The organism is Pseudomonas kurunegalensis, assembly GCF_030291635.1.
Classification (GTDB): domain Bacteria; phylum Pseudomonadota; class Gammaproteobacteria; order Pseudomonadales; family Pseudomonadaceae; genus Aquipseudomonas; species Aquipseudomonas monteilii.
On record NZ_CP127871.1, the window covers coordinates 213,844 to 238,385 of the forward strand.

Below are 24,542 nucleotides of genomic sequence, written 5' to 3' on the forward strand. Positions count from 1 at the left end.
GAGATAAGAGCATGCGTCCCCTGCATACGGAAGCCCCCCGCCGTTGCGTTTTCCTCATATTTTCCATGCGCTTTTCGCAAGCCTGTCGCAGGCCCGCATGCCGCCTAATTTATGCCTTTCAGTTACTAAAAAATGAAGTTTTGATCTTTGTAGGTTCTAACCAGACCTGCCTAGCTTCTGGCCAAAGCGCCGGCCATCGCCGGTGGCAGCCTGCCAAGGAGCCTTGCCATGAAAACCCCGTTGCGCCACCTGATCACCGCCCTTGGGCTGGCATTCACCCTCAGCGCCCATGCGACCGAGCCAGCCAAGCCTGAAAGCATCCGCATCGCCGTACCCGACCTCAGCGCCGGCAGCAAGCCCAGCGCGGGCGGCGTAGTCGATGTATTGCGTGACCAGCAGTTGCTGGAGAAGGAATTCGCCAAGGATGGCATCCGCATCGACTGGCACTTCTTCAAGGGGGCCGGCCCTGTGGTGAACGAGGCGTTGGCCAACGGCCAGGCTGACTTTGCGTACCTGGGTGACCTGGCTGCGATCGTTGGCAAGGCCAATGGCCTGGATACCCGCGTGTTGACGGCGGGCGTGCGTGGGGTCAAGAGCTACCTGGGCGTGGTGCCTGGCTCTGGCATCAAGACCCTGCACGACCTCAAGGGCAAGCGCGTAGCGGTGTTCCGCGGCACAGCCAACCAGCTGTCGTTCGCCAGCGCCCTGGCCAGCCAAGGGCTGACCGAGCGTGAGCTGAAAGTGATCAACCTGGACTTCAACGCCGCCAACGCTGCGCTGGCGGCCAAGCAGATCGACGCCACCTGGGGCCTGTCCAACCTGCTGTCGCTGCGTGAACGCGGGCTGGTCGAGCTGCCGGTCAACTCGCGGGACCTCGAAGGCGCCGGTAGCACCCAGGCAGTGCTGCTGGGCACGGGTGACTTCATCCGCAAGTACCCCGAACTGGTCCAGCGCCTGGTCAACGTCCAGGAGCAGGCCAGTACCTGGTTGCGTGACGAACATAACCGCGACGCCTACATCAACCTGGTGGCCAACAACGCCAACTGGCCACGCAGCATCCTCAGCGATGACCTGGCCAAGGAAGACCTCGCCCACTACTTCGACCCACGCCTGGACGCCGAATTCGTCGGCCAGTTGCAGCAGGGCGTCGACCTGGCAGCCAAGGAGCGGCTTATCCGCCGTGGCTTCCAGGTTGCCGACTGGATCGAACCGCGCTTTCTCGATGCCGCGCTGAAACAGGAACAGGCCGTGCAGGCCGCCCGCTGAACCTTCAAAAACCCGACAATGACCGTAAGGACCACGACCATGAGCAATGCCGCCCTGGCCACCGCGCCACAAACCCTCGACCTCGACATTCACCCGGTTGCCGGCCGTATCGGCGCCGAAATTCGCGGTGTGCGACTGTCTGCCGACCTCGATGCCGCCACCCTGGACGCCATTCAGGCGGCGCTGGTGAAGCACAAGGTGATCTTCTTCCGTGGCCAGACCCACCTGGATGACCAGAGCCAGGAAGCCTTCGCCAAGCTGCTTGGCGAGCCGGTAGCCCACCCCACCGTGCCGGTGGTGGACGGCACCAGCTACCTGCTGCAACTCGATGGCGCCGAAGGCCAGCGGGCAAACTCCTGGCACACCGACGTGACCTTCGTCGACGCCTACCCCAAGGCCTCGATCCTGCGCAGCGTGGTGGCGCCGACATCGGGTGGTGATACCGTGTGGGCCAACACCGCTGCGGCCTATCAGGAGTTGCCCGAGCCGCTGCGTGAGCTGGCCGACAAGCTGTGGGCGGTGCACAGCAACGAATATGACTACGCCAGCATCAAGCCCGATGTGGACCCGGCCAAGCTGGAGCGCTATCGCAAGGTATTCACATCGACCGTTTACGAGACCGAGCACCCGGTGGTGCGTGTGCACCCGATCAGTGGCGAGCGGGCGCTGCAACTGGGGCATTTCGTGAAGCGCATCAAGGGCTATTCGCTGGCGGATTCACAGCACCTGTTTGCGGTGTTGCAGGGGCATGTGACGCGCCTGGAGAACACCGTGCGCTGGCGCTGGCAGGCGGGGGATGTTGCGATCTGGGATAACCGGGCGACGCAGCACTATGCGGTGGATGACTATGGGACTCAGCCACGAGTAGTGCGCAGGGTGACGTTGGCGGGTGAGGTGCCGGTGGGGGTGGATGGGCAGTTGAGTCGGACTACGCGTAAAGGCTGATATCGCCGGGGCCGCTTTGCGGCCCTTTCGCGACACAAGGCCGCTCCTACAGGCGATCGCGTACCCCTGTAGGAGCGGCCTTGTGTCGCGAAACGGGGGCAAAGCCCCCGCCAGCTACAACTCGGTATCACAGGCAATAAGCTGCCTGACCAGCCCCTGAGCCAGCGGCGACAAGCCATACCCCACCCGGCTCACCACCCCATAACGGGTATAGAACGTCTCCTCCTGCTCCGCTGTCAGGTCCGCCAGCTTCAACGCCACCAGCCCCCGCTCCATCTCATACGGCCGCAAATTGGCATTGCAGGCAATGCCGATGGTGTCCGAATGCATCACCACATTCAGCAACGCATAGCCATGCTCGCACTCCACCGATGGCAGGAAGTCCTGCCGCCCGCTCAGGTCGCTGAGGATTTTGCGGATATTCGGCGGCCTGAAGGTCGTGGCCAGCGGGTAGTCGAACAGGTCACGCGCCTGCACGCTCTCCTGTTCGGTCAGCGGGTGCCCGGCGCGGCAGCAGAAATGCCAGCGTTGCGGGGCCAGCTTGTGCACCTGGTAATCCGGGTCGGACTCGAACTGGCGGGTGTCGGCAACAAAGAACTCGATCTCTTCGGCAACCAGCTTGCGGTTCAGCGCCTGCCAGTTGTCCACCTGGAAGCAGGTGCGCGCCGCCGGGTACTCGGCCACGAAGCGCGCCACCGCCCGTGGCACCAACCCTCCGGCTGGCGCCGGGCCGGAACCGAAGCGCACCACGCCCGTGGTGGCGCCGTTGAACTGGTGGATTTCGTTGACCAGGTTGTGCGCCCCATGCACCAGCCGCCGCGAATGCTCCAGCACCAACAAGCCTTGGCGGGTGGGCGCCAGCTCCTTGCTGGCGCGGTCCACCAGGCGGCAGCCAATGTTGTGCTCCAGGGTCTGGATGCTGCGGCTGAACGCCGATTGCGACAGGTTCACGGCAGCCGCAGCGGCCACGAAACTGCGGTGCTCGACAAGGGCGATGTAGTGGCGCAACTGACGCAGATCGATATGCATTTTCTACATTAAAACCTTCGGTCAAATGCAATTGCTGACAAGGGTGAGTCCCCTTATAAAGGGAGTTACTTATTCCACTAAATATGAATTGCAAATATTTATATCACTTAAAAGAATATAAGCCCGACTGACCGCGATTCGGTTCCGCCAACGGAAATGCTCGCCAGGGCCCATGCCTCAAGGAGCATTTGCATGTCCGGACTTTCCCGTTGGCCTGCGCGCGCGTCGCGTTTCACCTTGCAACCCTTGGCCGCTGGCGTTCTGCTGGCGGCGTCCTCTGGCAGCTTCGCCGAAGAACCGGTCAGCGCCAGCCCGGCGGTGGAGCAGGAAGCCAAGCTTGGCACCGTCACGGTCAATGCCCGCCGCCGCGAAGAAACCGCGCAAAGCGTGCCCACGCCGATCAGCGTGCTGGACAGCGAGACCCTGGAAACCCAGCGCATCTACCGCGTGCAGGATCTGCAACAGCTGGTGCCCAGCACCAACGTCGCCTATGTGCATGCCCGCCAGTCGAGCATCTCGATCCGCGGCCTGGGCAACAACCCGGCCAGCGATGGTTTGGAGGGCAGCGTCGGCATCTACCTGGATAACGTCTACCTCGGCCGCCCCGGCATGGCGGTGTTCGACCTGCTGGACGTGGAGCAACTGGAGGTGCTGCGCGGCCCGCAGGGCACGCTGTTCGGCAAGAACACCACCGCTGGGGTGCTGAACATCACCACGCGCAAACCCACCTTCCACCGTGAGGGCAGCATCCAGCAGTCGATTGGCGAAGACGGCTACCTGCAGACTCAGGGCAGCTTCTCGGGGCCGATCAGCGAGACGCTGGCTGGGCGCATCAGTGCCTACCGTACCGAAGACGATGGCTATGTGAAGAACATCCACAACGGCGACGACCTCAACGGCGGCAAGCGCCAGGGCTTTCGTACCCAGTTGCTGTTCAAACCCAGCGAAACTTTCAACCTGCGCTGGATCGGCGAGTACAACGAGGAGGATTCCAACAACGGCATCCTTAGCCTGTACAGCACCGGCCCGACCATCAACGGCGTCAACCGTTACGAAAGCCTGGCCGCCCAAGCGGGCGCGACGCTGGTGTCGGGCAAGGACCGCAAGGTCAATTTCGACGCCGATCAGCAGGTGACGGTGTTCCAGGGCGGCACCTCGGTAGAGGCCAACTGGACGCTGCCCAACGACTTCACCCTGACCTCGATCACCGCCTACCGCTGGTGGGACTTCACCCCGCGCAACGACGATGGCCTGAACGTGCCGGTGTTCTACAGCGCCGGGGTGTCGGTGCGTGACAAGCAGTACTCGCAGGAAATCCGCCTGGCTTCGCCCACCGGTGGCGCCTTCGACTATGTGCTGGGGGCGTACTACTTCAAGCAGGACCTGGACAACAAGTCCTTCACTTATTACGGACCGCAGGCGGATGTCTGGAACCTGACGCCCGCCGGTGCCTTGAACAATGTCGACACCATCGGCAACGGCCATATCGACACCGACAGCTACGCGCTGTTCGCCCAGGGCACCTGGCATGTCACCGACCGCCTGGATTTCACTGCCGGCATTCGCGGTACCTATGAGGAGAAGAGCGCCTGGGTAACCCGCGATGCACCAAGCGGCGGTGCGGCTGTAACGGGTGCTGCTGCAGCGGCGCGGCAGGCCCGGATAGGGGCCTACGATTCGGGCGACCTCAACCAGTACAGCTTCAGCCCCTCCGGCCTGCTGGGCCTGAGCTACCGCTTCAACGAGCAGTTGCTGGGCTACGCCACCCTGACCCACGGCGAGAAGTCGGGCGGCGTCAACCTTACCGTTGGTGCTGCGCCACGGTTGGGTACCGATTCGCTGCTGGTGGGCACCGAGCGGGTCAACAACGCCGAACTGGGTTTGAAGAGCACCCTGTTCGACGGCCGCTTGCAGCTCAACAGCAACCTGTTCTGGGCTGAAGTGCATGGCTACCAGGCCAACGTCTACGACCAGATCAACCGCGTGCAGTACCTGGCCAACGCCGGTCGCGTACGTTCGCGAGGCCTGGAGTTCGAAGCCACGGCGCTGCCAATCCGTGGCCTTACGGTCAACTTCAACGGCTCGTGGAACGATGTGCGCTACACCGAGTACAAGGATGCCCCGTGCCCACCTGAGGTGAGCCTGGCCAATGCCACCGCCACCTGCGACTTGTCCGGCCACCAGGTGGTCGGTGCCTCCAAGTACATCGCCAACCTCAACACCCAATACAAGTGGCAGGCCACCGAGCACGTAGAACCCTACGTCACTGCCAGCTACGCCTTCCGCTCGAAGGCGGTGGGCACCATCGACGATTCCGACTTCGGCCAGATCCCCAGCTACGCGCTGGTCAACCTTTCCGCCGGCGTACGCCTGGACCAGGGCGACGGCGTGGTCGACCTGTCGCTGTGGGTGAAAAACGCCGGCGACAAAACCTATTTCACCAGCCTGTGGAACTCCGCCAACGGTGGCTATGCCGGTGTACTCGGCACCCCGCGCACCTTCGGCGCAACTGCCCGTTACGACTTCTGAGCACAAGGAGCTTTGCCATGAATGCCAAGACTGAAACCCCTGCATTGCCTGAAGGCGCCTGCCTGACCGCGAAAGTGCCGGAACGCGACGAAACGCTGCTCGGCGACGTGGTGGTCAACCCGTACCGGCTGGCACCGCTGACCGCGATTATCCGCGACGGTGGGCGCAGCCTGAGCGATGCGCATGTGCGCGTACTGGGGCGCGGCGAGCGCGGTGTGGACATTGTCTATGACGTGTCTGATCGCTCGTTATGGACCTACGGCGGCATCCCGGTGTTCGGTTTGTACCCGGATTACGTCAACCAGGTGGAAGTGACCTACAAGCTGGACGGCGAGCGTATTCGCCAGCAGTACCAGATCTACGCCCCGGCCGTGCGCCTGCCGGTGGTGGCGAAGCAGACCGCCGCGTTGCCGGAAGTGGAGCCGATCAAGGTGGCGCCGGGCTTTGAAAAGCGCCTTTACCTGTTCAATCACTTGCAAGGTGACATCCCGGGTGGCCGTGCCTTCAAGTGGAACGCTCTGGGCGGTGCGGCGGAGTGGGACCAGGTGGGCAACAATTGGATCGCCGACACCAATGGCGACGTGCGCTGGTACCTGGATATCGAGCAGATCCACGACTCCAGCCGGCGTGACAGCCTGGGTGGCACCATGGGCTTCCAGCAGACCCGCGATGGCAAGCTGATCTGGGGCCAGGGCCAGACCTATTCCAAGTACGACCTGCTGGGGCGGCGCATCTGGCAGCGCACGCTGCCCGACAAATTCGCGGATTTCTCCCATGAAATCCGCGAGACCACCAATGGCACTTATCTGCTGCGGGTGGGTACCAGCGACTATCGCCGCCCGGACGGTAAGCGCGTACGTTCGATACGCGACCACATCATCGAGGTTAACGAGGCCGGGGATGTGCTGGACTTCTGGGACCTCAACCAGATCCTCGATCCGTATCGAGGCGACTTGCTGGAAACCTTGGGCAAGGCCGCCATTCAGCTGCCGGAGGGCGTGCAGAAGCAGGACGACCGGCTGGCCAACGAACTGGCCGAGGGTGATCTGCCCTTTGGCGATACCCCGGGCGTGGGTACCGGGCGTAACTGGGCACACGTCAATGCCATCGACTACGACGCCGATGACGACAGCATCATCGTTTCAGCACGGCACCAGGGCGTGGCGAAGATCGGCCGCGACAAGCAGGTGAAATGGATTCTGGCCTCGCCCCAAGGCTGGCCGCAACATCTGCGTGAAAAGGTACTGAAACCGGTCGAAAGCGAGGGTTTCGACTGGTCCTGGACCCAGCACACGGCCTGGCTGACCGGCAAGGGTACGCTGACCGTGTTCGACAACGGCTGGGGCCGTGACTTTGCACCGACCAAGCTGAGCGGCAACTACAGCCGGGCAGTGGAATACCGCATCGACGAGGCCAAGGGCACGGTCGAGCAGGTGTGGGAATACGGCAAGGAGCGCGGTGACGAGTGGTACAGCCCGGTCACTTCGGTGGTGGCTTACCGGCCGGAGACTGATACCCAGTTCATCTACTCGGCTTCGGTAAACTTCCTGACGCCGGAGAAGCTGACCACGACCGTGCTCAACGAGGTACGGCGTGGGACCCAGGAGGTGCTGGTGGAACTGAAGGTGCACAGCCGACAGCCGGGCAGTGTCGGCTACCGGGCACTGGTGATCGACCTGGCCAAGGCGTTCTGAGCTTGGTAGGCCTGACGTAGATTTTGTGTGGGTGCGTAGATCGAGCGCCGCCCGCGCGGCGCATCGCGAGCAAGCTCGCTCCTACATTTTTTTCGGGCCAGTAACGCCTGCGCCAACGCGCGCGACCGCCTTGTTTGTTCCACGCAATATCGAGGTGGACTCCAAGGGGCCGCGCGCCTCCGCCTCAGGAATAACTGGCCCGAAACAGATGTAGGAGCGAGCTTGCTCGCGATGCGCCGCGCGGGCGGCGCTCGATCTCACAAGTGCCAAAAATCCCACGGCGTGCCCCACTTTTCACATTTCCCTCCGCTCGATCGTCTAACCTGAAGCGACATTTCCGGACGGGGTGTTCAACCATTCGTTCTTTTTTTCGAACAGCCTATTGTCCAACACCCCAGCAGCCGCTTAGCATTCGTTTGAGATTTCAAACGCTCGATGCCCTGCCTTGGGCGCTTTTCAACAATCAACAATTCGGGAAGCCGACATGCAGCTCAAAGACGCTCAGTTGTTCCGCCAGCAAGCCTATATCAATGGTGAGTGGCTGGATGCGGACAACGGCCAGACCATCAAGGTGACCAACCCGGCCACCGGTGAAGTCATCGGTACCGTGCCGAAGATGGGCACCGCGGAAACCCGCCGCGCCATCGAAGCCGCCGACAAGGCCCTGCCGGCCTGGCGTGCCCTGACCGCCAAAGAGCGTTCGACCAAGCTGCGTCGCTGGTTCGAACTGATGATCGAGAACCAGGACGACCTGGCTCGCCTGATGACCACCGAGCAAGGCAAGCCACTGGCCGAAGCCAAGGGCGAAATCGCCTACGCCGCCTCGTTCATCGAGTGGTTCGCCGAAGAAGCCAAGCGCGTCTACGGTGACACCATCCCTGGCCACCAGCCAGACAAGCGTCTGATCGTCATCAAGCAGCCAATCGGCGTTACCGCGGCCATCACCCCGTGGAACTTCCCGGCCGCCATGATCACCCGTAAAGCCGGCCCGGCCTTGGCCGCTGGCTGCACCATGGTGCTCAAGCCTGCTTCGCAAACCCCATACTCCGCCCTGGCCCTGGTCGAGCTGGCCCACCGTGCCGGTATCCCGGCTGGCGTGCTGAGCGTCGTTACCGGCAGCGCTGGCGAAGTGGGCGGCGAGCTGACCGGCAACTCCCTGGTTCGCAAACTGTCCTTCACCGGCTCGACCGAAATCGGTCGCCAGCTGATGGAAGAATGCGCCAAGGACATCAAGAAGGTTTCCCTGGAGCTGGGTGGCAACGCCCCGTTCATCGTGTTCGACGACGCCGACCTGGACAAGGCGGTCGAGGGCGCGATCATCTCCAAGTACCGTAACAACGGCCAGACCTGCGTCTGCGCCAACCGTATCTACGTGCAGGACGGCGTCTACGACGCGTTCGCCCAGAAGCTGGCCGCCGCTGTCGCCAAGCTGAAGATCGGTAACGGCCTGGAAGAAGGCACCACCACTGGCCCGCTGATCGACGGCAAAGCTGTCGCCAAGGTTCAGGAACACATCGAAGACGCCGTTGGCAAAGGTGCCAAGGTGTTGTCCGGTGGCAAGATCATCGAAGGCAACTTCTTCGAGCCGACCATCCTGGTCGACGTACCGAAGACCGCTGCCGTCGCCAAGGAAGAAACCTTCGGCCCACTGGCGCCGCTGTTCCGCTTCAAAGACGAAGCCGAAGTCATCGCCATGTCCAACGACACCGAGTTCGGCCTGGCTTCGTACTTCTACGCCCGCGACATGAGCCGTGTGTTCCGTGTTGCCGAAGCCCTGGAATACGGCATGGTGGGTATCAACACCGGCCTGATCTCCAACGAAGTGGCACCGTTCGGTGGCATCAAGGCTTCGGGCCTGGGCCGCGAAGGTTCCAAGTACGGTATCGAGGACTACCTCGAAATCAAATACCTGTGCATCAGCGTCTGATAGCACGGTAAAGGCTTTACCTCTGCCAGCGGGGCGCGAGAGCGACGTCTCGCTGGCCTTTTTTACATCGCAGTACCTGGTGGCCAGGGCGTTTGCGGCAGTCGATCAACGAATACTGTTCGCGAGCACTCCCAGCCACCCCCGAATAAAAGCGCCATTCCTGTCGGCGCAATGAGGGCATTATGAGCAAGACCAACGAATCCTTGATGCAACGTCGTGTAGCTGCCGTCCCACGTGGCGTCGGCCAAATCCACCCGATCTTCGTCGACACCGCGAAGAACTCGACCGTGATCGACGTTGAAGGCCGCGAACTGATCGACTTCGCCGGCGGCATCGCAGTACTGAACACCGGTCACCTGCACCCGAAAGTGGTTGCAGCCGTGCAAGATCAGCTGACCAAAGTCAGCCACACCTGCTTCCAGGTGCTGGCCTACGAACCCTACGTAGAGCTGTGCGAAAAGATCAACAAGCTGGTACCAGGCGACTTCGACAAGAAGACCCTGCTGGTCACCACCGGCTCCGAAGCCGTTGAAAACGCCGTAAAAATCGCCCGTGCTGCCACTGGCCGCGCTGGCGTCATCGCCTTCACCGGCGGCTACCACGGCCGTACCATGATGACCCTGGGTCTGACCGGCAAGGTCGTGCCGTACTCCGCTGGCATGGGCCTGATGCCAGGCGGCATCTTCCGCGCCCTGTTCCCGAGCGAACTGCACGGTATCAGCGTTGACGACGCCATCGCTTCGGTCGAGCGCATCTTCAAGAACGACGCCGAGCCACGCGACATCGCCGCGATCATCCTCGAGCCAGTACAAGGCGAAGGCGGCTTCCTGCCAGCGCCGAAAGAGCTGATGAAGCGCCTGCGCGAGCTGTGCGACAAGCACGGTATCCTGCTGATCGCCGACGAAGTACAGACCGGCGCTGGCCGTACCGGTACCTTCTTCGCCATGGAACAGATGGGCGTTGCGCCTGACCTGACCACCTTCGCCAAATCCATCGCTGGCGGCTTCCCGCTGGCCGGTGTGTGCGGCAAGGCCGAATACATGGACGCCATCGCGCCAGGCGGCTTGGGCGGCACCTACGCCGGTTCGCCGATCGCTTGCGCCGCGGCCCTGGCCGTGATCGAAGTGTTCGAAGAAGAAAAACTGCTGGACCGCAGCAAGGCTGTGGGTGAGCGCCTGACCACTGGCCTGCGCGAAATCCAGAAGAAGTTCCCGATCATCGGCGACGTCCGTGGTCTGGGCTCGATGATTGCTGTTGAAGTCTTCGAGAAAGGCACTCACACCCCGAACGCTGCTGCTGTTGGCCAGGTTGTTGCCAAGGCACGCGACAAGGGTCTGATCCTGCTGTCCTGCGGCACCTACGGCAACGTCCTGCGTATCCTGGTACCGCTGACTGCTGAAGACGCCCTGCTGGACAAAGGCCTGGCCATCATCGAAGAGTGCTTCGCTGAACTCGCTTGATGTGACACGCTTCAGAAAAAACCCGCCTCGGCGGGTTTTTTTTGTGCCCAGAAAAGCCATGGGGCGCTATCGTTAGCGGAGGATTTGCTTTGGAAGCTGCGACGGACTGTGTGTCAGGCTAATCAGGAGCTGTTGGCGATGAGCGCTGCAAACCCCACCGCACCAAACGTACTGATTGTCGAGGGCGATCCCTGGGTACGTGACATGCTCAGCGAGATGCTGCTCAGCGTGCGCTGTGATGCCCGGCTGCAGGTATGCGCCGACGGCTCGCAGGCACTCAACCTGTTGGCCAACAAGCCTGACCTGATCATCGCCGCCCGCGAGCTGGCCGGTGTCGACGGCCTGGACCTGCTGCGCAAGGTCCGCGCCAAAGGGCCGGGCTTGCCGTTTATCCTCATGAGCAACCGCAGCGACAGCGCCAGTGTGCGCGAGGCGTTGCCTTTGCACCCTACCGCCTACCTGAGCAAACCACTGAACCTGGATAACCTGCGCAAGCGCCTGGAAGAGCTGCTGGTGGCGGTTGGCGAAGAGATCGCCTGCCCGGTGGCGCCGGCCTTGCAGGCTGGCGCCAGCCTGCCCGCTTACCTTGAGCAGCGCCGTGCTACCGCCGATGGTGGGCCGCTGTTGGCCGATGTGCAGGTGGCGATCAAGCGAGCGCTCAACCCCCAGGGCCTGAACCTGAAGGTGCTCGAAGAGGAAGTGCGTAACGACCCTCAGGTTACCGCCGTGTTGATTGCCGCCGCCAACAGCGCCGCGCTGCACCGTGACGCCCCGGTACAAACGTTGCTGCAGGCCTTGAACAAGCTTGGCAGTACCCAGAGCATGAACCTGATCCTGGGCATGACCCTCAAGCGCAGCGCACGCCTCAGCGACCCGTTGCTGGCGGAACATGCGGCCCGTTACTGGGACCTGTCGCTGCATACTGCCGAGTATGGTCGTACCTTGGCGCGCATGCTCGAACTGGACGAAGGACGTTGCTATTGCGCGGGCTTGCTGCATTGCCTGGGTGACCTGGCGGTGCTGCGTTGCCTGCAGGAGTGGCGCCTGGCCGGCGGCGAGCTGGACGAGGACAAGGTGCAGCTGTCGCTTAATGAATTCGGTGCGGCGTTCGGCTCGGCGCTGCGCACCCGCTGGCGCTTGCCGTTGGCGCTGCGGGAGTTGATCGCGGCCATTTACCAGCTTGGCGGTGGCGTCTACTCGCGGGAGATTCTGGCCATGAACCTGGCTGGGCAGTTGTCGCGGCTGCCGGCCGAGCAGGGGATGGAGAAGGTAGCCAGCGGCAAGACGGCGCGGTTGCTCAAGCTGGGTTTGCCGGAGTTGAGCCGCCTGCGCAAGGTGGAAAACCCCGAAGCGAAACCCGTGCAGTTGGCCGAGGCACCCTTGAAAATCGACGAACCGACGCCCCCCGAGCAGCCCGAGCCAACCGAGCCAACCGCTTGAGCGTGTGCATGCGCTGTGCGCCCCAGGGTGGCCGCGCAGCGCCCTGAACCCGCTACCAGACCGCTGCTTCATTTTGTGTTAGTTGCGACAAAACACGACTTTTCGTGTGGGAATTGCTTCACAAAAAGCTATTTTTCACCAATTTTCTTCCCATCTGCTGCAACTTTTCCTGCTCTCGCCCGTCACATCGCCCGATAAACGCTTCCGTACTTATCGGTCCACAAGGATGTGATATGCCTACCATCGCCCTCCGCCTGCTCCTGCTGGCCGGCTGCCTGAGCGCAGCGCAAAGCAGCCTTGCTGCCACAGCCGACGACCCACTGCTGCGCCAACAGCAGCGCGAACGGGCATTGCGTGAGCAGCTTGAAGCCCAGCCGGATGTGCGCCTGGACGCGCCCACCACCGCACACGGAATACTGCCCGCCCGAGAAACCCCGTGCTTCAGGATCAACGATATTCGGCTGATCGGCGACGCCGCCGAGCAGTTCCAGTGGGCCCTGGCGGCGGCCAACCCCAACGGTGACCCGGCGCTGGGGCGCTGCCTGGGGTCGGGTGCTATCAACCTCACTATGAAGCGCTTGCAGAATGCGATTATCGAAAAGGGTTACGTCACCACCCGTGTACTGGCCGAAGCACAAGACCTGAGCAGCGGCATCCTGGTACTGACCCTGCTGCCGGGGCGCATTGGTGATATCCGTTTTGCCGAAGGCACAAGCCGCCGCGCCAACCTGTGGAACGCCATGCCGGCCCAGCCCGGAGACCTGTTGAACCTGCGCGATATCGAGCAAGCGCTGGAGAACTTCAAGCGTGTGCCCACAGCAGAAGCCGATATCCGCATTGCCCCCGCCAGCGGTCACAAGGCCAAGCCCGGTGAGAGTGATGTGATCATTGCATGGCGCCAGCGCTTCCCGGCGCGCCTGAGCCTGTCAGTGGACAACGGCGGTAGCAAGACAACCGGCAAATACCAGGGCGCTGTCGCGCTGTCGCTGGACAACCCGTTGAGTCTCAACGACCTGTTCTACGCCAGTTTCAACCATGACCTGGGCGGTGGCGAGTCGGGCGACAAAGGCTCCAAGGGCCATACGCTGCATTACTCGGTGCCGCTTGGTTACTGGCAGCTGGCGGTGACCAGCAGTGAATACGACTACCACCAGAATGTGGCCGGGGTTAACCAGAGCTTCCAGTACCGTGGCGAGAGCCGTAACAACGAACTGCGCCTGTCGCGCCTGGTTTACCGCGATGCCGTGCGCAAGACCACGCTGTGGAGCAGCCTGTGGACGCGCTCGTCCGACAATTTCATCGATGACACGCAGATCCAGCAACAGCACCGACGCATGGCTGGCTGGCAGGCGGGCTTCAACCACCGCGAGTTTATCGGGCCTGCCACGCTCGACCTGGGGGCCAGCTACCGCCGTGGCACCGGTGCCCATGGTTCGCTGGAGGCCCCTGAAGAGGCGATTGGGGACGGCTCGTCGCGCTCGAAAATCATCCTGGCCGATGCCCAGTGGCAAGTGCCGTTCAGCGCCTATGACCAGCGTTGGCGTTATCTGGGTGCGTGGCGCGCACAGTGGAACCGCACCGAACTGGTTCCCCAGGACCGCTTCAGCATCGGTGGTCGCTACAGCGTGCGTGGCTTCGATGGTGAAAACATCCTGGCCGCCGACCGCGGCTGGACGTTGAGCAACGAACTGGGCCTGGCCTTGGGCAGCAGCGGCCAAGAGCTCTACACCGGTGTCGATTACGGCGAGGTGGGCGGCAATTCCGCCGACTACCTGGTTGGCCGGCGCCTGGCCGGCGCTGTGGTGGGAGTACGCGGCGGGTACCGCAACCTGTCCTACGACTGGTCATGGGGCACGCCGCTGAAAAAGCCGGACGGTTTCGAGACTGCCCACTTCACCAGCGCCTTTACCGTCGCGTTGTCTTTCTGAGTGGCCATCATGCGATTCGACACCTTTGAAATCACGGCCCCTGGCGTGTTCGACGAGCCTTGGAACGAGGCCACGGCGCTGGGCAGCGCCACCTGGTTGTGGATGCACTCCCAGGCGCACCGTGACGTGCCGCTGCACACCCTGTCGAGCCTGTTGCTACCGGCCCTGAAGCACCGCCAGTTCGTGCTGGGCAGCGAGGGTGGCAAACCGGTGTTCTACCTGTCGTGGCTAAGCCTGGACGAGGCCGCCGAGCGCCGCTACCTGACACGCTCGCCCATCGAGATGGAAGACGCTGACTGGTGCAGCGGCCAGCGTCTGTGGGTCAACGACTGGGTTGCGCCGTTTGGCCACACCGAGGCGCTGAGCCGGCTGTTGCTAAGCCGCGTGTTCCCCAACAGTTGCGCCCGCGCGCTCTACCATAAGGGCGAACAGCGTGGCCTGAAGATCAAGACATTTCATGGCATCGGCGTGATCCCCGAACAGGCCCGTGCCTGGTTTGCCGCCCACCCCGTCGTCACCGCTGCCTGACCTGCAAGCGCAAAGGGAATTGCAATGAACAAGCACCTTTACCGGATCGTTTTCAACAAGGCGCGCGGCCTGCTCATGGTGGTGGCCGAAAATGTCAGCGCACAGGGCAAGGCACCGGGCAACACACAGGCGCCAGGGCGCAGTGCCGGGCAGTGCATCGCAACCTTGGGCCGCTTGCGCTTTGCCGTGATGGGTGCCCTGGGCTTGGTAAGCCTGAGTGCTGCGCCAGCCTGGGCTGCGGGCATTGTTGCCGACCCATCGGCTCCGGGCGGCCAGCGGCCTATGGTGATGGAAAGCGCCAACGGCACACCTTTGGTCAACATCCAGGCGCCCAGTGCAGCAGGTGTTTCGCACAACACCTACAACCAGTTCGACGTCGATGGCCGAGGTGCCATCCTCAATAACGCCGGGAGCAACAGCCAGACGCAATTGGGCGGTTGGGTCGAAGGTAACCCGTACCTGGGCAATGGCAGCGCGCGTGTCATTCTGAACGAAGTCAACGCCAGCAACCCTAGCCAGTTGCGCGGTTATGTCGAAGTGGCCGGCAAGCGCGCCGAGGTTGTGATCGCCAACCCGGCGGGTATTACCTGTGACGGCTGCGGCTTCATTAACGCCGACCGCTCCACGCTGACCACCGGGCGTGCCCAGCTGGAGAATGGCCAGATCACCGGCTACCGCGTTGAAGGCGGTACCTTGAGCATCTCTGGCAAGGGCCTGGATGCCCGTGACAGTGACTACACCGACCTGATTGCACGCACCGTCGAGGTTAACGCCGGGGTGTGGGCCAGCGACCTGAAAGTCACCGCCGGGCGCAACCAGGTCAATGCAGCTAACACCCAGGCTACTGCGCTTGCAGGCGACGGCAGCGCCAAGCCGGAAGTGGCAATTGATGTGGCTGCACTGGGTGGCATGTACGCCGGCAAGATCAAGCTGGTGGGCACCGAGGCTGGCGTGGGCGTGCGCAACGCCGGGCAAATCGGCGCCATGGCCGGTGACGTAGTGGTCAGCGCCGATGGCAAGCTGGTCAACCAGGGGGCGATCAGCAGTGCCAGTGCCTTGCAGGTAGCGGCCGGGGCTGTTGATAACAGCGGCAGTGCGTATGCCAAAGGCTCACTGGAGGTGACCAGCGCCGGTAGCGTGACAAACAGTGGCGTGCTGGCTGGCCAAGGCGATGTGAGTATCCAGGCCGCCACGCTCAGCAACAGCAAGGCGTCCTTGCTGGCGGCTGGCGTAGATAGCGCAGGCAAGTCCAGTGGCAATGCCCGCCTGCAAGCCAGGGCAGAACAGATCGCGGCCAATGGTCAGGTCCATGCCAGTGGTACGCTGGACCTGCAAGGCAAAAGCGTCGACCTGCAGGGTAGCCAGACCCAGGCCGGTGACATGCGGCTTGATGCCACTCAAGGTGACCTGGACCTGGCCGGCAGCCAGCTCAACAGTGCAGGCACGCTCAATGCCAGCGCCAGTGGCACCTTGCGCAGCGACAGTGCCAAGGTCAACGTGGGTAACCTGCAACTGACGGCCAAGCACATTGCCAACGTCGGTGGCGAGTTGGTGCAGACAGGCCAAGGCGCTTCCAGCCTCCAGGCCGCAGGCACGCTGGACAATCACGACGGGCGCATCGCCAGCAATGGCCAGGGCCTCACCCTGCAAGCCCGCCACCTGAACAACCAGCAAGGCAAGGTTGAACACGCTGGCAGCGGGCAACTGAAGGTGCGTGCCGATCAGTTCGACGGCAAGGCGGGGACCTTGGCCAGTAACGGCAGCTTGCAACTGACGGCGCAGGACGCCGTGCTCGCCGAGGGGCAGACCCAGGCCCGCAAGCTGGTGCTCGACACGCGTACCCTCGACACCCGCGATGGCACGGTCATCGCCACGCAGGGCGGCACCCTCGAAGTGCGCAGTGCCCAGCGCCTGGACAACCGCGGTGGCACGCTTGCCGCCGGTGGCGCGGCCAGTTTCAACGTGGGTGAGTTGCTCAACGACGATGGCACCCTTAGCGCTGGCGGCGCCTTGAACATTCAGGCCCAGCGCCTGAGCAACCTGGCCGGCACCGTGGCGGCCACTCAGGCCATGCAAGTGATGGCCGGCCAACTGGACAATAGCGGCGGGGTACTCGGCTCGGTGAATGCCCGCTTGCAGCTCACGTTGGATAACAGGCTGCTCAACCTGGGCGGGCGCCTGGAAGCGATGGGGGACATTCAGCTGAGTGCAGCGGGTGTGGATAACCGTCAAGGTGTGGTCAGTGGCCGCAACCTGTTGCTCGACAGTCGCGGCCAAAGTGTCGAGAACAGCGGTGGCACGCTCGATGCTGTTGCCACGCTCGACTTGCGCAGTGGCGAGTTGCTCAACGCCGCTGGCCTGATCCAGGCCGGTGGCCGCCTGCTGGTCGACACCGGCGACAAGGCGTTGCGCAATAGCGATTCTGGCACCACACAGGGCATTGTCGGCCAGGGTGAAGTGCAACTGCACAGCGCACAGCTGATCAACGACCAAGGTTTCATCGCCGGCAAGGGTGACGTATTGCTGACTGCCGAAACCCTGGTGAACCACGGCCAGATCATCGGCGAAAGCCAGGTCCGGCTGATCGGCACCCAGCTGGATAACCAGCAGGGTGAAGTCCAGGCTCGCGGTGCGCTGACAATCGAGCAGGCCAGCACGGTCGACAACCGCAACGGCCTGTTGCGCAGCGCCGGCCAGCTCACCTTGACCACGGCGCAGTTGGACAACAGCACCAGTGGGGGCCTGGACCAAGGCATTGAAGGCCAGTCGCTGCTGCTGCGCGCCGACAGCCTGGACAACCGTTCGGGCGCACTGCGCGCCGACAGCGATATCGACCTGGGCCTGAGCGCGGGCCTGAACAACGATGCAGGCCTGATTTCGGCAGGCCGCAAGCTGTTACTGGCCGACCGCGACAGCAATGCGGCGCGCCTGCGCATCGACAATGGCAGCGGTACCCTGCTGGCCGGCAGCCTGCTGTCGATGAATGCCGCCTACTTCAGCGGCAGCGGCCAAGCCTTGAGCCTGGGCGACTTCATCCTGCGCCAGCAGGGCGACCTGACCACCCGCGGGCGCCTGCAAGCCAATGGCACGCTGGACATCGCTATTGGCGGCAACCTGAGCAACAGCGGTCAGCTATTGGCCGGCAAAGCCCTCACGCTCAGCAGCCAGACGCTGGATAACCAGGTCAGTGGCGAGCTGTCTGCCACCGCAGTGAATGTGCGCGTCGGTGGCCAACTGACCAACCGGGGCCTGTTCGACGGCCAGCACGTGCGGCTCCAGGCCACTACCCTCGACAACCTTGGCACCGGGCGCGTTTACGGCGACCAGTTGGCCATCTCTGCCAGCGCGTTGAACAACCGCGACGAGCAGGGGCGTGCGGCGGTGATCGCTGCCCGCGAGCAACTGGACATCGGCGCCCAGTCCATCGACAACCGCGAAGACGCGCTGTTGTTCAGCGCCGGCGATCTGGCCATTGGTGGTGCACTCGACGCCGACGATCACGCCACCGGCAGTGCCGCAGCGTTGCGCAATGCCAGCGCCACTGTCGAGTCGCTGGGTGACCTGCGCCTGGCGGTGGCCGCATTGCGCAACACCAACGAACATTTCAGTACCGCCCAGGTGCAGGTCAGCAGCGAGCAACTGCGTGAGTACCAGATCAGCGGCTCGCCGAACCGCTACAGGCCGGACGAGGTCAGCGTCTACAACGACGAAGTGGACCATCTGCGCACCCCCACGGGCACCCGCGACAACTTCAACCGCTACGACTACACCCGTACGGTGACCGAAACCCGTATTTTGGCCTCGGCGCCAGGACAGATCCTGGCCGGTGGCAACCTGACCTTCAGCGGCGATTCGGTTTACAACGACAAGAGCCGCATCCTCGCGGGTGGCCTGCTGCAGGCCGGGGCAGCCACGGTGACCAACACTGAGGTGGATGGCCAGCGTGTAACTACCGACGCCGGTACCGCCACCAACTTCTACCGTATCCAACGCAAGGGACGTGACCGCCAAGGCACCAGCATCACCGCCTATCGCCCGGCCCCCTTGATCCAGGACATCGACCTCACTCCCACCGAGTATGGCGAGCACGCCACCATCAACGGCAGCGGCACCCAGATCAACGGGCGTGAGCAACAGGCGGTGGGCCAGCAGGTCGCGGCGGTGGGGGATGTCGATGCGCAGGTCAGCCAGCAGCACCAGGTGGGCGCTGTGGTAGAGGTGAAGCTTGATGATGGCCAGGGCGTCGCCGACCTGGTACGCAGCGGCGCCCCGAGCCTGGCACTGCCGAGCAACAGCCTGTTCCAGACCAACCCCGCAGGCACCCAGGGTTACCTGATCGAGTCGGACCCGCGCTTCACCAGCTACCGCCAATGGCTGTCGTCGGACTATATGCTCGACCGCCTGCAAGTAGACCCGGCCACCACCCAACTGCGCCTGGGCGATGGCTTCTACGAACAGAAGCTGATCCGCGAACAGGTCGCCCAGCTCACCGGGCGCCGATTCCTCGACGGTTATGCCAGCGACGAAACCCAGTACCGGGCGCTGATCAATAATGCCGTGACCCTGGCCAACGACTGGAACCTGGTGCCGGGCGTGGCCCTGACTGCCGGGCAAATGGCCCAGTTGACCAGCGATATCGTCTGGCTGGTGCAGCGCTCGGTAACCCTGGCCAACGGCGAGACACGCCAGGTGCTGGTGCCGCAGGTGTATGTGCGGGTGCGTGAAGGCGACCTTACTGGCAATGGTGCCCTGATCGCCGGCCAGCAACTCAAGCTCGACCTCAGTGGCGACCTGCTCAACAGCGGCAGCCTGGGTGGGCGCAGCGTGATGGCGCTGACCGCGCAGAACATCGACAACCTCGGTGGGCGCATCCAGGCCAACAACGTGTCATTGCAGACCCGCGACAGCCTCAATAACCTCGGCGGCCTGATCGGTGCCACCGACAGCCTGGCCATCGACGCCGGGCAGGATATCAATGTGCGGTCGCTGACCCGCGACAGCAGCAGCGAACAAGGCAGCCGCACCAACGTGTCGCGGGTGGCCGGGCTGTTTGTCAGCGGCGCCGAGGGCACGATGCGGGTGTCGGCCGGCAATGACCTCAACCTGGCCGCGGCGCAGGTAGTCAACACTGGCGCTGGGGGCGTCACCCAGCTTGAAGCCGGGCGTGACGTCAACCTGACCACGCTTGGCGAAAGCCATCAGCAGTCGCTGGTGTGGAACTCCAGCAACTGGCGCAACGAGGCCAGCCGTGGCGAGGCTGGCAGTACGGTGCAGACCACCGGCGACCTGCGCGTCCAGGCCGGGCAGGATATCGCGGCCCGCGGCGCTACCTTGAGCAGTGAACAAGGGATGGTGCTGGCCGAAGCCGGGCGCGACCTGACACTGGCCGCATCCGAGCAGTACCAGTTCGCCGATGAAGCCCACAAGTTCAAGGGCAGCAACGGGCTGTTCTCCAGCAAGACCACCACCCTGCGCGACACCGTGAGCCAGACCCAGGCCAGCGGCAGCACGCTCAGTGCCGAGCAGGCCTACCTGCAAGCGGGCCGCGACATCAACGTGCGCGGCAGCGATGTGGTATCCACCAGCCAGACCGTGCTGGCGGCTGACCGCGATATCAATATCGAAGCCGCCAGCGAAAGCAGCAGCGAGCGCCATGACAAGGCCACCAAGAAAAGTGGCCTGTTCAGTGGTGGCGGTATCGCGGTCACCATGGGCACCCAAGAGCAGAGCGTCAAAGACCTCACCACCCGTGAAACCGCGCGCGCCAGCACCGTTGGCAGCACCGAAGGCGACATCCTCATCGAAGCCGGTCGCGAGTACCGCCAAGTGGGTAGCGACGTGATGGCGCCCAAAGGCGATATCGATGTGTTGGCCCAGCAGATCGTTATCACCGAGGCCCGGGAAACCACCGAGCGCACTCGTGAGACCCTCTTCAAGCAGACCGGCTTCACCCTGACCATCACCAACCCGGTGATCAGCGCCATCCAGACCAGCCAGCAGATGCACGACGCCTCGAAAAAAACCGAGGACGGCCGCATGCAGGTACTGGCGGCGGCGACCAGCGCGCTGGCAGTCAACAACGCCGCTACTGCCGTGGCCCAGGACCCAGGCATGGCCGGCGGCATCAACATCAGCCTGTCGCTCGGCACCAAGCAGCAACAGAGCACCACTGTGCAGCAAAGCGATGCCGCCGCAGGTTCCACCCTCGTTGCCGGCAATGACGTGCGCCTGCACGCCACTGGTGCGGGCAGCAACAGCGATATCACCGTGCAGGGCAGCGACATCCGCGCCGGGCAGGATGCGTCGCTGGTAGCCGATGGTGATATCAACCTGCTCGCTGCGCGTAACACCAGCCAGCAAGACAGCGACAGCAAGGGCAGCAGCGCCAGCGTGGGCATCGGCTTCTCGTTGGGCGGCAGTCGCAACGGCTTTACCCTCGACCTGGGGGTGAGTGGCAACCGCGGCGAGGCCGACGGCGACACTCTGACCCACACCAACAGCCATGTGCAGGCTGGCAATACCGCCACGCTGGTGTCCGGTGGCGATACCAACTTGCGCGGTGCGGTGGTCAGTGGCAAGCAGGTGATTGCCGATGTTGGCGGTGACCTGAACATCGAAAGCCTGCAGGACACCGACACCTTCAAGGTCGACGAGAGCAGCATGGGCTTTGGCCTCAGCCTGTGCATCCCGCCGTTCTGTGCCGGCGTGAGCTCGGTGTCGGTGGACGGCGCCAGTGCCAACTTCGGCGGCACCAACATGGACTCGGACTACGCGAGCGTCACCGAGCAGTCCGGCATCAAGGCCGGTGATGGCGGCTTCGACGTGCGTGTAGGCGGCAACACCGACCTGGTCGGTGCAGTCATTGCCAGCAGCGACAAGGCCGTACAAGACGGCAACAACCGCCTGGTTACCGCCAGCCTGACCAGCAGCGACATCCGCAACAAGGCCGAATACGACGCCAGCACATTCAACATCGGAGGCGGCTGGAAGGCAGCGGGCAAGGACCAGGAAGGCCAGGTACAGACGGGCGGCAAGGTCAGTCCAGGCACCGAACTGCCAACCAACGAAGATGAACTGGGTGCCAGCCTGCCCATCGCGATCAGCGCCAGCGACAGTGCCAGCAGCGTGACCCGTAGCGGCATCAGCGGCGGATCGATCCTGATCACCGACGAAGCCGCCCAGCGCGAGCGCACCGGCCAGGGCGCAGAGCAGACCATTGTCGAGCTCAATCGCGATGTGTCCAGCGACCGCGACAGCAGCAACGCGCTCAAGCCGATCTTCGACGAAGAGCAAATCCGCGCAGGCTTCGAGATCGTCAATGCCTTTGCCAACGAGGCCGGGACCCTGCTGGCGAACAAGGCCAAGGAAGTGGACGACAAGCGCAAAGCCGCCGACGAGGCCGACGCCAAGGCGCGCTCCAGCACCGATGATGAGGTCGCGCAGGCCCTGCGTGACGAAGCCCAGCGGCTGCGCGGCCAGGCCGATGGCATCGCCGGCAACTGGGGCTCCGGCGGTACCTACCGGCAGATCACCACCGCCCTGGTGGCGGCTGCCAGCGGCAATATCAGCGCCGGCAACGGCGCCTTCCTGCAGGGCATGGTGGTCAACTATGTGCAGCAGCAAGGCGCTGGCTATATCGGTGACCTGGTGGCCAACGGCACCTTGGTCGAAGGCTCGCCCCTGCACGCGGCCTTGCACGGCATCGTTGCCTGCGCCGGCGCGGCGGCCAGCAGCCAGAGCTGTGGCAGCGGCGCGGCTGGCGCGGCGGCGTCGAGCTTGCTGACCGGGTTGTTCTCGGAAGCTAGCCCGACCGAAAGCGAACGCCAACGTGAAGCCAAACGCAACCTTATCGTCAGCCTTGTCACCGGCCTTGCGGCTACCACCGGCCTGGATGCTGCGACCGCGACGGGTGCGGCTTCGGGGGCTGTGGATAACAACTGGTTGGCGACACAGCAGCTGGTGCAGGCGAAGAAGGAGCTTAAAGAGGCCGACGGCGTAGTCGCTGAACTGAAGATCCTGGCGAAGTGGGGCTTTATCAGCAAGAAGCAGGATTTGATTACTCAAGCTGGGGTCGGCGTGGGGCTGGTCCAAGCTGGCTTCAACGATATCCAGGGCTTGGCCGAGTTTATCGCTAACCCGATCGACAGCCTCAATGGCATGAAGGCCTTGATCAACGATTCCGAGGCCCGCAAGGCCTTTGGCGATCAAGTGGTCAACGAACTGAGCGGCAAGATCGACCGCATGAAAGTGGCCTTGGAGCAGGGTGGGGACGAGCAGGCGTTGCAGCTTGGGCGGGACCTGGGCGAGCTGGTGTGGCAAGTGGGTGGCATTGCTACTGGTGCCGGTGCCGTGGCCAAAGGTGGCGTGAAGCTGGCTACCGTCGGCATCAAGCTTGGGCGGGGAACGCTGGAGAAGATGGCGGCGGATGGGGCCAAGCTTGCGAAAGTGGAAGCGGTGGCCGGGGATGCAGGCAAAGCGGTCCCCTCCAAACCAATTACCGAGCCACCGGCAAATACGAGCGCAGACGTAGCAGGTACTGGTAAGCCTGTTCAAAGCCCCGAAGGCAAGCCTGAACCCAGCAAAGCCGACCCGGCACCTACGGTTGTGCAAATGGACGAATTCGCTGTCGAACCGTTCAACCCCTACAACAGCAAGAAATTCAAGGCCATGACGCCTGAGCAGCAGCAGGCATATCTGAAGGAATACAACAAGCAGTTGCAGGCGCAGCAGGATGCGCTTAACAACCTCACCTTGGATCAGTACAAGCAGGCACGAGATTACTACAAGGATATTGGTCGTAATCCTGACGCTGAGGCGGCTCAGAAAAAATTTGGCAAAGAATTCGAAGAAAGGGTAAGAGACAGCCTCATTGAGAGCTTGATGAACGATAAAAAAGATTTCAAAACGGCTACCGCTGAAGCGACCGAACGAGCCAAGGAAATTCGCTCGAGCCTGGCGGCCTTGCACGATCCCGATATGGTGGCCGGTGGCTGGGGTACTCCCAAACCTGTCAGAATGGGCAATCCGCAGGTCAATTCAGCGATTGGAGGTAGTTGGTCAAGTCGGCTGAGCGCCTTGGACAACGCCGTCGATGCGGCCATCGCCAACGGGGCAGGCTCAGCGAACATGAATGTGAAGCTGGAGCTGCTCAGAGGAGGAATCAAGTGAGAGACGAATTTTTCCAGCAATTTATCGAGACATTCGGAGAAGCCTCGACACGCGAAACCGTTCCTGACTCAAGCATCGAAAAGTATCGATCAAAATTGCCAGACGCTTTATTGCGTTATTGGCAGGAAGAGGGTTGGGGATCTTACGCTCAGGGGCTTTTCTGGATTGTCGACCCCGATAATCACAAAGATACGCTCGACATGTGGCTTGCTGACACAGAGTTGGCGGATATTGATAACTACCATGTCATCGCCAGGGATGCGTTTGGATCCCTGTATGCCTGGGGCGAGCGTTATCATCGCGGCTTTACCGTATCCAGTTTGGCCGGTGGCATCGTTGCGCTGAAAAATCAGCTGCAAAAACCGAACCCCAATCCTGACCGTTCGCTAGGCATTTTTTTTGGCGCTTCTACGCCCGATCGATTTGATTTTGACGACAGGGACGGGAAGCCGCTGTTCCAGCGGGCACTGAAGAAGCTGGGAGCCGTTAGTCAAAGTGAGATGTATGCCTTTATTCCCGCATTGCGGATCGGAGGAAAGGCTGATCTTGAGCACTTGGCCAAGGTCGATATGGACGTTCATTTGGCGATTCTGGACCAGCTCAGGCGCTGAGGGGCTGGACGGTTGTT

12 protein-coding genes are annotated in these 24,542 nt (G+C 62.9%); 11 read left to right on the forward strand and 1 reads right to left on the reverse strand.

All coding sequences use genetic code 11. The features are described 5' to 3' along the window. Positions 1–228 precede the first annotated feature (228 nt). Positions 229–1,266, forward strand: a complete 1,038-nt coding sequence (locus QQ992_RS00875; RefSeq protein ID WP_286111953.1) for an ABC transporter substrate-binding protein — start codon at positions 229–231, stop codon at positions 1,264–1,266. A 39-nt stretch (positions 1,267–1,305) separates the two neighbouring features. Further along, positions 1,306–2,211, forward strand: a complete 906-nt coding sequence (locus QQ992_RS00880; protein ID WP_286111954.1) for a TauD/TfdA dioxygenase family protein — start codon at positions 1,306–1,308, stop codon at positions 2,209–2,211. 114 nt (positions 2,212–2,325) lie between these two features. Here QQ992_RS00880 and QQ992_RS00885 read toward each other — a convergent pair whose 3' ends face one another. After that, complete coding sequence (locus QQ992_RS00885; RefSeq protein WP_286111955.1) at positions 2,326–3,240, reverse strand: LysR family transcriptional regulator; 915 nt, start codon at positions 3,238–3,240, stop codon at positions 2,326–2,328. Positions 3,241–3,432: 192 nt separating this feature from the next. On the opposite strand from QQ992_RS00885, the gene QQ992_RS00890 reads away from it, so the two are divergent. The 9 genes from QQ992_RS00890 (at position 3,433) to QQ992_RS00930 (ending at position 24,525) form a co-directional block, all read left to right on the forward strand. Beyond that, entirely contained in the window at positions 3,433–5,769 is a 2,337-nt protein-coding gene (locus QQ992_RS00890) for a TonB-dependent receptor (RefSeq protein WP_286111956.1), read from the forward strand. A 17-nt stretch (positions 5,770–5,786) separates the two neighbouring features. Further along, positions 5,787–7,463 carry an aryl-sulfate sulfotransferase gene (locus QQ992_RS00895; RefSeq protein WP_286111957.1) on the forward strand — a complete coding sequence of 559 codons (1,677 nt, stop codon included), beginning with the start codon at positions 5,787–5,789 and terminating at the stop codon, positions 7,461–7,463. Between the two features lie 484 nt (positions 7,464–7,947). Then, the gene (gene gabD / locus QQ992_RS00900; RefSeq protein WP_286111958.1) at positions 7,948–9,390 is read left to right on the forward strand and encodes an NADP-dependent succinate-semialdehyde dehydrogenase; all 1,443 of its coding nucleotides are present in this window, start codon (positions 7,948–7,950) and stop codon (positions 9,388–9,390) included. Between the two features lie 182 nt (positions 9,391–9,572). Then, positions 9,573–10,850 (forward strand): 4-aminobutyrate--2-oxoglutarate transaminase, encoded by a 1,278-nt coding sequence (gene gabT / locus QQ992_RS00905; RefSeq protein WP_105947416.1) that lies wholly within the window; start codon positions 9,573–9,575, stop codon positions 10,848–10,850. Positions 10,851–10,988: 138 nt separating this feature from the next. Next, on the forward strand, positions 10,989–12,290 hold the full coding sequence (locus tag QQ992_RS00910) for a response regulator (protein WP_286111959.1): 1,302 nt from the start codon (positions 10,989–10,991) through the stop codon (positions 12,288–12,290). Positions 12,291–12,523: 233 nt separating this feature from the next. Then, positions 12,524–14,218: a ShlB/FhaC/HecB family hemolysin secretion/activation protein gene (locus QQ992_RS00915; RefSeq protein ID WP_286111960.1), complete on the forward strand. Its 1,695-nt coding sequence runs from the start codon at positions 12,524–12,526 to the stop codon at positions 14,216–14,218. A gap of 9 nt (positions 14,219–14,227) precedes the next feature. Then, positions 14,228–14,746 (forward strand): toxin-activating lysine-acyltransferase, encoded by a 519-nt coding sequence (locus QQ992_RS00920; protein ID WP_286111961.1) that lies wholly within the window; start codon positions 14,228–14,230, stop codon positions 14,744–14,746. A 24-nt stretch (positions 14,747–14,770) separates the two neighbouring features. Continuing rightward, positions 14,771–23,914 carry a two-partner secretion domain-containing protein gene (locus QQ992_RS00925; RefSeq protein ID WP_286111962.1) on the forward strand — a complete coding sequence of 3,048 codons (9,144 nt, stop codon included), beginning with the start codon at positions 14,771–14,773 and terminating at the stop codon, positions 23,912–23,914. Further along, positions 23,911–24,525, forward strand: a complete 615-nt coding sequence (locus tag QQ992_RS00930) for a GAD-like domain-containing protein (protein WP_286111963.1) — start codon at positions 23,911–23,913, stop codon at positions 24,523–24,525. Before QQ992_RS00925 ends, QQ992_RS00930 begins: the two co-directional genes overlap by 4 nt. Positions 24,526–24,542: the final 17 nt, after the last annotated feature.

Bases quoted from the DNA above. Each gene is read 5' to 3' on its own strand.
- QQ992_RS00875 (WP_286111953.1), top strand. From the start codon at position 229: ATGAAAACCCCGTTGCGCCACCTGATCACCGCCCTTGGGCTGGCATTC.
- QQ992_RS00880 (WP_286111954.1), top strand. From the start codon at position 1,306: ATGAGCAATGCCGCCCTGGCCACCGCGCCACAAACCCTCGACCTCGAC.
- QQ992_RS00885 (WP_286111955.1), bottom strand. From the start codon at position 3,240: ATGCATATCGATCTGCGTCAGTTGCGCCACTACATCGCCCTTGTCGAG.
- QQ992_RS00890 (WP_286111956.1), top strand. From the start codon at position 3,433: ATGTCCGGACTTTCCCGTTGGCCTGCGCGCGCGTCGCGTTTCACCTTG.
- QQ992_RS00895 (WP_286111957.1), top strand. From the start codon at position 5,787: ATGAATGCCAAGACTGAAACCCCTGCATTGCCTGAAGGCGCCTGCCTG.
- gabD (WP_286111958.1), top strand. From the start codon at position 7,948: ATGCAGCTCAAAGACGCTCAGTTGTTCCGCCAGCAAGCCTATATCAAT.
- gabT (WP_105947416.1), top strand. From the start codon at position 9,573: ATGAGCAAGACCAACGAATCCTTGATGCAACGTCGTGTAGCTGCCGTC.
- QQ992_RS00910 (WP_286111959.1), top strand. From the start codon at position 10,989: ATGAGCGCTGCAAACCCCACCGCACCAAACGTACTGATTGTCGAGGGC.
- QQ992_RS00915 (WP_286111960.1), top strand. From the start codon at position 12,524: ATGCCTACCATCGCCCTCCGCCTGCTCCTGCTGGCCGGCTGCCTGAGC.
- QQ992_RS00920 (WP_286111961.1), top strand. From the start codon at position 14,228: ATGCGATTCGACACCTTTGAAATCACGGCCCCTGGCGTGTTCGACGAG.
- QQ992_RS00925 (WP_286111962.1), top strand. From the start codon at position 14,771: ATGAACAAGCACCTTTACCGGATCGTTTTCAACAAGGCGCGCGGCCTG.